Source organism: Cyanobacteriota bacterium (assembly GCA_025054735.1).
Lineage (GTDB): Bacteria > Cyanobacteriota > Cyanobacteriia > SKYG9 > SKYG9 > SKYG9.
Genome location: JANWZG010000014.1, coordinates 9,023 through 19,354, shown reverse-complemented (window position 1 = coordinate 19,354; position 10,332 = coordinate 9,023). Strand labels below are relative to the sequence as shown.

The following is a 10,332-nucleotide window of genomic DNA, read 5'->3' as shown; positions in this document are numbered from 1 at the left end:
CGGGCCAATGATGTGTCTGTCGTACTCGACCTGATGATCCACGACATTGACCTGTTGCTAGAAATGGCAGGCTCAGTCGTTGTGAAACTAACGGCTAGTGGCAGCCGAGCCAGCAACTCTGGCTACCTAGACTACGTAACTGCCACCTTGGGGTTTGCTAATGGCATTGTCGCTACCCTGACGGCTAGCAAAGTCACCCACCGCAAAATTCGGCGCATTGCTGCCCACTGCAAAAATTCCCTAACTGAAGTAGATTTCCTTAGAAATGAGATTTTGATCTATCGTCAGATCAGTGCCAATTACCAGACTGACCATGGGCAGGTGCTCTATCGTCAAGATGGACTGATCGAGAAAGTTTACACCAGCAACATTGAGCCACTGCACGCAGAGTTAGAGCACTTTGTTACCTGTGTGCGGGCTGGCAACCAGCCTTCTGTAGGGGGTGAACAGGCACTCAAAGCCCTGCGGATCGCCAGTTCGATCGAGCAAATGGCACTTGATGGCACTGAGTGGCACCACGCCGTGCCCCTAGAGCTAGCCCCAGTGGCGATTGCCTAACAACTGACTGGGTATGAGGTTTGAAGCACCTAGACTTCACAAGTCCTTCCCTCAATTGAGCGGCTAGGATCATTGGCTAAGATCCTGGTTTTGATGTGGTAAGCCGTACTGTTTAGCTGGTCAACTCTCCACGTATAATGAGGTGTAAATGATAAGCCATCCTTGCCCAGGGTCGGTTGCTGAGGTTAGGTGACTGGTGCGTTGTGTTATAGCCTTGTGTACTATTACTTGGCTTGCTCAGGAGTTAATCTCAGTAGCTGCTAGGCGTATTTGATGGCTTGCCCGACTACCTGTTGGATTCTATGCGGAATTTCCGAAATTACTACGAAATCTTAGGGGTTGCTCGCAACGCCTCTGAAGTGGATATCAAACAGGCATACCGACGGCTGGCGCGTAAGTATCACCCTGACCTAAACCCTGGTGATAAGGCAGCCGAGGAAACTTTCAAAATGGTCGGTGAAGCCTATGAAGTGCTATCAGATCCAGAGAAACGGGCACAGTATGAGCAGTTTAGTCGCTATTGGCGGCAACCAGGCTTTCAGACGAAGGGCAGCAGTAATGGCAAGGTGCCCACTGGTCGATCGGCCCGTGGCTCTGCCTCGATGGACTTTGCTGAGTACCCTGATTTCAATACCTTCGTAGACCAACTTTTGGGACGGCAGTATGAGCGGGGCAGTGCAGCCACGGCAACGGCAAGAGCAACCGCCAGTTCGCGGGTAGTTGACGATCGGGAAGCTTATCGTCCCGGCACTACCAAAACAGCTTACACAGTGCCTCGCTCGGTTCCCAGAAATACTGAAGCTCGGCTGACAGTGCCCCTGGAGCGGGCCTATCTGGGTGGTCGAGAACGCATTCGCCTAGAAGATGGGCGATCGCTGGAAGTAACCATGCCGCCAGCTATGGTGCCCGGTCAGCGCATTCGACTCAAGGGACAGGGGGTGAACGGCGGAGACCTGTTCCTGAAGATTGATATTGCTCCCCATGAGTTTTATCGGCTAGATGGCATCGACATTTACTGTCAGGTGCCCATCACCCCCAGCGAAGCCGTACTGGGTGGACAAATTCAGGTGCCAACCCTAGACGGCCCCGTCAAAATGACCGTGCCTCCGGCAGTACGCCATGGACAACGCCTGCGACTTGCCAATCGTGGCTATCCTGGAGATGATGGTGAACGGGGTGACCAGATCGTAGAGTTGCAGTTAGTGACCCCCAAAGACCCCTCACCTGCCGAGCGTGACCTCTACGAGAAGCTGCGCCAAGTGGAAACCTTTAATCCCAGGGCAGATTTACCCTACTGAGCACTAATGCATCCAGTTATCAGCGGAGATTGTTGCCATTTACACTCGTCCCCTTGCCCGTTTGATTGAACAGCTTCAGCGCTTGCCTGGCATTGGCCCCCGCACAGCGCAGCGCTTGGCCATGTACTTGCTCAAGCGGCCTGAGGCAGAGGTGCGAGAGCTAGCCTCAGCATTGATGGATGCCCGCCTAAACGTAGGGCTGTGCTCAGAGTGCTTTCACCTGTCGGCTGAGCCAATTTGTGAGATTTGCCGCGCACCTAACCGGGATGCTGATACGATTTGCGTGGTAGCAGATTCTAGGGATGTGATTGCGATCGAGCGCACCCGTGAATATCGAGGCAAGTATCATGTCCTTGGTGGTCTAATTTCCCCCATGGATGGCATTGGGCCTGAGCAACTCCACATTACCCCCCTCGTTCAGCGGGTCAGCAAGCAGCAGATTAAAGAGGTAATTTTGGCTATTGCTCCCAGTGTGGAAGGTGAAACCACAACCCTATACATCGGACAACTGCTAAAACCCTTCACCCGCGTTACTCGTATTGCCTTTGGGTTACCCATGGGGGGCGACTTGGAATATGCCGATGAGGTCACCCTAGCCCGAGCACTAGAAGGCCGCCGCGACTTAGACTAGTGTCACTGCACCTAGAGGTAAGTTTGCTACTATAGCCTCAGAGCTATAGCTGTTGTGGCAGCATCACGTCTATGATTCTTCGCCTTTTACTGGCCCCTATTACGGCCCCGATCGATGGCCTCACCTGGATTGCAGAAAAGATCCAAGAGCGGGTTGATGCAGAGCTAGATGACAAGGAAAACCTGCAAAAGCGCTTGCTAGCCTTACAACTGGCCTACGACATGGGGGAACTTTCTGAAGATGAATTTGAGGCCCAAGAGGAGGAACTGTTGCTGGCTATTCAGGAGCTAGAGGATCGTCGTCGCCAAGCCGAGGAAGACGACCTGTAGAGCCAAGCTCTAGACATAACCATGAGCTTTAAACCAGGCAACGGCATCCTGCAAAGCAGTCATAATTGGCGTTTGGGGCAATCCTAATTCTCGCACCGCCTTGGCCGAGTTGTAATACATCAATTGGCTGGCCATGCGTACACCGTCGATCGGCACTGAGGGTTCCTTTCCCAGCGGAGCTAGCAAGCACTCGTCTACCCAAGCTACACTGAGGGGAATCCACGCTGGAATTGTGCGCCGGGGTGCTGGAATTCCTGTCAGGTCTGCTAGCCTATCCAACAGTTCCTTTAAGGACAGGTTTTGGTGGCCTAGGATGTAGCGATCGCCAGATTTGCCCCGATGCAGAGCTAGCAGATGTCCCCAAGCCACATCCTGCACATGGATAACGTTTAGGCCGGTGTTCAGATATGCAGGCATTTGCCGTCGAAGGAAGCGCAGGATGATGTCGCCACTAGGGGTAGGCTTCACATCCCAAGGGCCGATCGGGGTTGCGGGGTTGACAATCACCACATCTTGACCTGCTTGGGCGGCAGCCTTGGCCTCTTGTTCTGCCCAAAACTTTGATTGCTTGTAGGCTCCAATCAACTGATGCACTGGACTCTGGTGGCGCTCATCCACAGCTACACCGGGTGCCCCTACCCCGATCGCTGACACAGAGCTAGTGTAGACCGTGCGCTCTATCCCGGCTTGGCGAGCGGCTGCCAACAGGTTGCGGGTACCCAGCACATTGGTTTGAAACAATGCTCGACGATCGCGCCGCCAAAGGGAATAGTGAGCCGCCACATGAAACAAAAATCGACAGCCCCGTAAGGCATCCACCAGTTGGGAATCGGTTAGGTCTGCCTTCACAATCTCCACGTCTAGTCCCTGCAAGTTGTCTAGGCGACTGCTGGGGCGCACAAGGGCACGCACCCGATACCCCTCGGTCAACAGCAAGCGCACTAGATTAGCACCCACAAAGCCTGTGCCACCTGTCACCAATACCTGTGTCGTCATGCTTGCCCCTTGCCTAACGGTTCCAGCCTTAGGGTACCGTCAATTTGCCCTGTTAGCAAAACGCTAGTGGATTTGTTGTAAACTCTGAAGGTTTGTGTCTGCATATGCCCTATGTCCAGAATTTCTCACTGTTTTGACCGCCTGCGCGATCGGGGTCAATGTGCCCTCATCCCCTTCATTACGGCTGGTGATCCTGACTTGGCAACCACGGCGGCGGCGTTACGAGTGTTGGACGATCGAGGCGCTGATTTAATTGAGCTGGGCATTCCCTATTCTGACCCCCTAGCCGATGGGCCAGTCATCCAAGCAGCAGCTACCCGTGCCTTGGCGCGGGGTGTGCGCCTAGAGGCCGTGTTAGCTATGGTGAAGGAGGTCAGTCCCTCGCTGCGATCGCCCCTGATTTTGTTCACCTACTACAACCCCATCCTCAACCGGGGCATTGAGCCGTTCTTGCAACAAATTGCTGACGCGGGAGCAGCGGGTTTAGTGGTGCCCGATTTGCCCCTAGAAGAGGCAGATGTTCTGATTGAGCCAGCATCCGCCTTAGGGATTGATGTCATATTGTTAGTGGCTCCCACTAGCCCCCCAGAACGAATCACCGCGATCGCCCAACGCTCTCAGGGGTTCATCTACTTGGTCAGTGTTACTGGAGTGACGGGAATGCGTAGCCAGATGGAAAGTCGTGTGCAGGACATGCTTTACAACCTTCGCAGTGTTACGGACAAAGCGATCGGCGTGGGCTTTGGCATCTCTCAGCCGGAACATGCTCGGCAAGTGATGGAATGGGGCGCGGATGCGGCGATCGTCGGCAGTGCCTTTGTGAAGCGCCTAGCGGAAGGCACCCCCCAGCAGGGCCTACAGGCGATCGGGGAATTTTGCCACACCCTCAAGATTGCCATCGCCCCAGAGCGCTAGCCTCAGGTGACGACTTCCTTCCTAGCTCTACATTGGGTATGCACTGGCGGGAAGTTACAAATCTTTAAATTTCAACCTGCATAATTCAAAATTTCTGACCCTAAAGGCGAGTAGACGTAAATGTGGAGTGTGCCCAGATGTCTACTCTAGCGCCTATCAAGTTTCAACCGGGTCAACAGGTCAGTAACCGTTATCGGTTAGTCAAGCAACTGGATACAATGACCCATCCATGCCACTGGTTGGCTGAAGATCCTTACCGTCCTGACAATCCGTTATGTGTTGTGAACATAGCACTGGCGGATAGTGACGCTGGGCGATGCCTACGGGAAGAGGCGCGGATTCTCCAGGCATTGCGACATCCTCAGCTCCTGACCCTGCTAGCCCTTGACCAGCAAACTCCTCCCTATATCTATCTGGTTTGTGATTATGTCGAAGGTGTGTTGTTGAGCGATCGCCTGCTATCTGGGCAGCGCTGGACTGAGCAACAGGTTCATGAACTACTCTATGCCTGTTTGTCGATCTTGGCAGTGTGTCATCAACAACAGGTGATTCACGGCAATCTGCATCCAGGCTGCTTGTTACAACGATCCTCTGACCAACAGTGGATGATCACGGGGTTCGGAGCAAGCCAGGGCACGATCGGCTACATTGCGCCAGAACGGGGACAGGGCTACCCCTGCGTTGCCAGCGACCTCTATTCCTTGGGGATGATTGCTATCCAAGCGCTGACAAGCCAACCTCCCAAAGAGTTGCAACAGCAAGCTAAAACAGGCGGAATTCGCTGGCAACAGCATTGCCACGTGGAGCGATCGCTGGAATCATTACTCAGCCGCATGGTTGCCTTTTGTCCCAGCGATCGCCCCACTTGCGCCGAGGATGCTCTAGAACAGTTGACACCTCTCAGCACCCAAATGACTGGTGCCGTAACTCCTGTGTTCTCTGTAAAGAGCCAGCAACCACCCGCCCTATCTCCGGCACTACGACAAGCCCCATTGTTCCTGACTTCTATAGCGACAATGCCCAAGCCAGCAGCAACACCCCAACCAGCGGCAATGCTCACGGATTTGGCGGCACAGTTCACACGATCGCCCATTTTGAAGGGACTAGGATTTGGCACATTAGTAGCATCAGCCTGTGCTGGCTTGGTGTGTAACCTACCCGGTAAGCCCGCAACGGCAGTGATGGGGCAGGTTAACGCTTCTGGAGAAGCGATGTTAAAGCAACTGTCAGCAGCATCTAACCAACCCAGTCGCAATACTTCTAGCCCACGCGATGACTCTGGAAATCTTTCTGGGGGCAGACCAGCATTGGTTCCTGCCACACAACCACAGTTCGTCCGATCGCCCTCTCCCCGATCGCAGCCTAACAGCCCTCCCCCCACGCCAAGTCCAGCAACTAACAAACCTGTGGTCACTCCTAGCCCTAGCCAAACTCCTCAGCCGGAGCCGATTAGGGAAAACCAAGGAGACCGTCTGGCAGTGCAAGATGCCACGATCGCTGCCGCAGCGGTTGGTAACCCCCTCCAGGAGACACTATCCATCATGGCAATGGCTGATGAGCGCCAACCCACGATCGCAGAACCTACTGGAACACCCAATAGCTCTAATCAGCCTAGACCGATCCATCTCTCTCAGGCTCAGGAAGCCCCTGCAACCATGCCTGTAGACCCCTACCCCACCATGGTAATCGCTGATGATAGCTACTCCTTACCGACCTATTCCCCAGCCATCGATACTCAAGTCACTCACCCTCAGGATACAGCTACACTAGTTGCTGACTTAACCATCAGTGAGCCTACTGACTTAACCATCAGTGAGCCATTTGTGGAACAAGTAGCTGCCGAGCAACCCTCGCCAGCAGATACTGAGGAGATGCCGATCGCTACCAATTTGCCCAATACAACACAACCTGACAGTCCTGCTGTCGCGCCAGAGCAACCTCCTGTACTGCAAACCCGCCAGTCTGAACCGATCGCTCCTCCTCTGCAAGTCATTCTCAGTCCTGATGACCACTGGATGATTAGCATCAGCGATACCCACACCATCAAGGTCTGGAATTTAACAGCAGCGACCGATATACCTCTTAATTTCTCTACTCCTGTTGCTGTGCATACCATCAAACTGGCGGCTGATGGTTCCACACTGCTCAGCTTTGCGGCTGATGGCTCTCAGATTGCTGCCTGGGATTTGCCCTCTGGACAGCAGGTTTACTAGCGATCGGCAACAGATATCTCTCACCGATGTAGATTGACCCTTATCCTCCAGCCTCTTAAGTAATTCAAATAAACTAATCAAAGTCCCTCTCTTTCTTACAAGATACAAGGGGAACCAAGCAAGAAGCTTAGCCTCTCTCCCAGCTTGGGAGAGGGTTTGGGGTGTAGCTTGCTTCCCGTAGGGTGGGCAGTCTCAGGAGTTACGTCCAAATTTTATTTAAGGTAGATTGTCATGATCACTCAAGCCACTACATCCCCTAAAACAGAAAAGCTGGTACAGCGTCTTACTGATGGTTGTGCTGCGATCGTCAACTTCGCTGACCATAGCCCTGTGGTTGCCGCAGCCTATGCAACTCTGCAATTGTTGATTCCGCAACTTCAGCGTGGCAAGCCCATTTTGACCATTGCCAGCCACGATCCAAAGCTGGCGGAGACGGTGATAACTTATGTGAGCCACGATCGTCCCTGGATTGAAGCCTACGACCTTCATCAGGTCATTGTGCCTCCTGGCATCCAGGCTATCGAGGAGCTACAACCTCATTGGCATTGTGATGTTTGGTGTCTAGTGACCGACTCTGCTGATGACTGGCAGTGGACTCTGCCACCGAGCACAACCTATCCCAACACGCGGGGTGAGGTGGTTTCTCCGCTGTCTACGGAACAGGTGCCAGCCACGATCGTGACCCTATGCCAAACCCTAGAAGCGTTGGTGAAGCGTAAACCAGAGGAGGTGTTACTCAAGCGAGTCACTGCCCAAAGCCTGCTCCAACTAGATGCTGTGATTGCTGCTTTGGCGACAGAACATCAGCAATTGGCAGCTACCATTGCGTCCACGCAATCAGCCCTAGCGCAGGTTGCCCAATCCACAGACCTCACGAATGTAATTCAGGCTGAACAAACTCTACGGACACTCCAGCAACACCTTGACCCTACCTTCAAGGAGTTAGAAGTTTCTCTCGAACCAGCTAAGGAAACCTTGCTTGATCCCTACTATCGCTACAGCTTGGTGCATCAAATTCAGGCATTTACAGATGCGTTACATCCGGTAGTGATTCGCCGAGGCAGCAGCCAATACATCCAGCTTGAGGCTGGTCATCTGCATCGATCGCTGGATATTAACCTTGATTTGGTGCAGCTTTGTGATAATCGATTGGCACAGTGGGCTTTGGAACAGTGGCAACGCCTCTATGCAGGAGGGATCGATCAACTGACACAGCGCATTGACTTGGCAATTCATAGAATTCCGGGCGATCGCAGCGATCGTCCCACCTTCACCCCAACCATCCAACATCTCACCTTTCAACGGTTGATGAAAGATAGCATTGCCGGGATTTCCTGTGAGCTTTACTACAAAGAAGTTTCCATTTGGCACCACATTATGCGCCAACTCCGGAGTCAGTGGATGGGGCTAATGTTCCTCTTCACTTTTATCAGTATGATTGGCTTGAGTAGCAGTAATAAACGCAGCCTGATTCAGGGTATGTTAGCTCCCCTCTATCAATTAACCGATCGTCCCTGGTTACTGATCATGGTGCTGTCCTTAATTTTCTGTCCACTGTTTCTCTGGCTATTTAGCGGACACCATGCCGAGAGCCAAATCAAGTTAGAAGATGGCGCTGCTAAACTCCGTAAGCAACTGTTTGACTACTATCGCAAGTTTGCTGAAATGAGCCTCGATCGCATGTTGAAGCTGCTGAAAGAAGCGCTAGCCCAGGAAAAAGAGCAGATGCAACACCAGATGCAATGGGCGATGGACTATCTGACAGCATACAAAGCAGATGTCCAGCAAGAGCAACACACTCTACAACAGCAACTCCAGGAGCTTGAAAATCGCCAAAAAATGCTCACCAATGTTCAAACAGAGGTGAAAAAGCAGCGATCGCGCTTGGTCTAACCTGAGTGCAAGAACTAACCCCACCCCAACCCTCCCCTTCGCAAGGGGAGGGAGTTTCAGGAGTTTCACAAGGGGAGGGAGTTTCAGGAGTTTCCCCCCTTAGCAAGGGGGGATTGGGGGGGTGGTGCAAGATCTCAGTTAGCTTTTTCGGGCTTGGTGATAACGACGGGCACAAGCCAACCCTAAACTAGCTAGTGCCACGCCAGCCACCGTCATCGGCTCAGGAATAGCTGCTGCTCCAGGCGTAGGCTCAGTTAGACTCGATTCAGGAGGTATAAGACTCAATTCCGGTGGTGTTGGCTTCAACTCAGGAGAGGTTGGACTCGATTCAGGAGGTACTACCACCAATCCAGGAGGAGTTGGACTCGATTCAGGAGGGGCTGGACTCGACTCAGGAGGAGTTGGACTTGGCGGGAGGAGCGTCAGGAGAGTGAGCTGCCACCTTGCCGGATTGTAGGGTTCAGAGAATCCGGTGCCATAGGCAGTACTGGCAATGTAGATTGGTGAACCAAATAGGGTGCCACCGCCATCGATCGCAAACCCATTCAGGCAGAAAGCATTACTACAGGTAAGAATATCCATCACCAAGCCATTTAAGCTCACCGTTGCAGGAGCAGAAGAACTACCAAACGAATGAAAAGCCTGCACAAAAGACCGAGTCACAGGCAGACTAGGCCCAAGGACATTATTAAAACTAGGGCTTGTAATGGATGAAACCACAACTGTGTTGCCATCACCTTGAAGATTGCCTTCTAACGTACCACTGAGAATATCCCCAGCTTCAAGGGTGTAGGAAAAGCGAAAACTAGCAGCATCGACAGGCTCTATGCCCATGATGCTCAAGCTGATGCCTAAACCAAGAGCAGTTCTGGCGAGGGAGGCGATCGTAACACTGGCAAACCTTAATAGTGTCATGAATAAAGTCCTTCTTGGTGATGAATGCCTGCTTAGCCATGGTGCAAAAAATTCCGCACGATCGTGCGCCTCGGCAGGCTAGGATAACGTAGGCAACAATTAGGTCACAATCAAAACATCCTGTCACACCCTACCCAACAATAAGCTAAAACTTGCCGCGCTACTACACAAAAAAATAGGAAACAGATAGAGAATACTATTTCTTCCCAAGTCTCTACGTCTTACCTCGCCCCAACTGCCATCCTAAATTTTTTCCGTCTTTTGCATAGTCTTGAAAAATCAACCCAATAGGGAATATAGCTGCAAGCAACTACACAGAATATCTGGTTTTCTGTTGTTGCACCCAGCCTCTTACTCTTTTAACTGCCATTACCGAGTAAATACCCTATGACCACTCTAAGAACCCTTAATGAACTGATTGATGAGAGTGCAGCTCGTTCAGAAGAATTGGCGGGTCATGTAAAACTAGCCACCGATCGGGTCAACAATCTTGACCAAATCCTCGATCAGCTCCGTAATGCCCTGATGACCACAGGACAAAACGCTCAAACCCAGTTTGCAGCCCTGACTAACGCGCTGGATAC

General features: G+C 52.4%; 10 protein-coding genes. 8 read left to right on the top strand and 2 right to left on the bottom strand.

What is annotated here, in order from left to right:
• The 4 genes from NZ772_01560 to NZ772_01545 all read left to right on the top strand — a co-directional run.
• Positions 1–558: Gfo/Idh/MocA family oxidoreductase (locus NZ772_01560; GenBank protein ID MCS6812250.1), on the top strand; the 558-nt coding region annotated here is incomplete at its 5' end.
• A gap of 302 nt (positions 559–860) precedes the next feature.
• Entirely contained in the window at positions 861–1,856 is a 996-nt protein-coding gene (locus tag NZ772_01555; GenBank protein MCS6812249.1) for a J domain-containing protein, read from the top strand.
• A gap of 37 nt (positions 1,857–1,893) precedes the next feature.
• A complete protein-coding gene (recR, locus tag NZ772_01550; GenBank protein ID MCS6812248.1) occupies positions 1,894–2,487 on the top strand; it encodes a recombination mediator RecR in 594 nt (197 codons plus the stop codon).
• 71 nt (positions 2,488–2,558) lie between these two features.
• On the top strand, positions 2,559–2,816 hold the full coding sequence (locus tag NZ772_01545; protein ID MCS6812247.1) for a gas vesicle protein GvpG: 258 nt from the start codon (positions 2,559–2,561) through the stop codon (positions 2,814–2,816).
• A gap of 9 nt (positions 2,817–2,825) precedes the next feature.
• On the opposite strand, the gene NZ772_01540 is transcribed toward NZ772_01545, so the two are convergent.
• A complete protein-coding gene (locus NZ772_01540; GenBank protein MCS6812246.1) occupies positions 2,826–3,812 on the bottom strand; it encodes an NAD-dependent epimerase/dehydratase family protein in 987 nt (328 codons plus the stop codon).
• A 111-nt stretch (positions 3,813–3,923) separates the two neighbouring features.
• Here NZ772_01540 and trpA point away from each other — a divergent pair, with 111 nt between their 5' ends.
• The 3 genes from trpA (at position 3,924) to NZ772_01525 (ending at position 8,833) form a co-directional block, all read left to right on the top strand.
• Positions 3,924–4,727: a tryptophan synthase subunit alpha gene (gene trpA / locus NZ772_01535; protein MCS6812245.1), complete on the top strand. Its 804-nt coding sequence runs from the start codon at positions 3,924–3,926 to the stop codon at positions 4,725–4,727.
• 137 nt (positions 4,728–4,864) lie between these two features.
• On the top strand, positions 4,865–6,940 hold the full coding sequence (locus tag NZ772_01530; protein ID MCS6812244.1) for a protein kinase: 2,076 nt from the start codon (positions 4,865–4,867) through the stop codon (positions 6,938–6,940).
• A gap of 231 nt (positions 6,941–7,171) precedes the next feature.
• Positions 7,172–8,833, top strand: a complete 1,662-nt coding sequence (locus NZ772_01525) for a hypothetical protein (GenBank protein ID MCS6812243.1) — start codon at positions 7,172–7,174, stop codon at positions 8,831–8,833.
• Between the two features lie 138 nt (positions 8,834–8,971).
• On the opposite strand, the gene NZ772_01520 is transcribed toward NZ772_01525, so the two are convergent.
• Positions 8,972–9,748, bottom strand: coding sequence for a hypothetical protein (locus NZ772_01520; GenBank protein MCS6812242.1), 777 nt, complete (start codon positions 9,746–9,748; stop codon positions 8,972–8,974).
• Positions 9,749–10,135: 387 nt separating this feature from the next.
• On the opposite strand from NZ772_01520, the gene NZ772_01515 reads away from it, so the two are divergent.
• Positions 10,136–10,332 (top strand): hypothetical protein (locus tag NZ772_01515; protein ID MCS6812241.1); only part of this gene is annotated, 197 nt, incomplete at its 3' end.

Excerpts from the sequence above, each read along its gene's own strand:
- NZ772_01540 (MCS6812246.1), bottom strand. The coding sequence starts at position 3,812 with ATGACGACACAGGTATTGGTGACAGGTGGCACAGGCTTTGTGGGTGCT.
- trpA (MCS6812245.1), top strand. The coding sequence starts at position 3,924 with ATGTCCAGAATTTCTCACTGTTTTGACCGCCTGCGCGATCGGGGTCAA.
- NZ772_01525 (MCS6812243.1), top strand. The coding sequence starts at position 7,172 with ATGATCACTCAAGCCACTACATCCCCTAAAACAGAAAAGCTGGTACAG.
- NZ772_01520 (MCS6812242.1), bottom strand. The coding sequence starts at position 9,748 with ATGACACTATTAAGGTTTGCCAGTGTTACGATCGCCTCCCTCGCCAGA.
- NZ772_01530 (MCS6812244.1), top strand. The coding sequence starts at position 4,865 with ATGTCTACTCTAGCGCCTATCAAGTTTCAACCGGGTCAACAGGTCAGT.
- NZ772_01545 (MCS6812247.1), top strand. The coding sequence starts at position 2,559 with ATGATTCTTCGCCTTTTACTGGCCCCTATTACGGCCCCGATCGATGGC.
- NZ772_01555 (MCS6812249.1), top strand. The coding sequence starts at position 861 with ATGCGGAATTTCCGAAATTACTACGAAATCTTAGGGGTTGCTCGCAAC.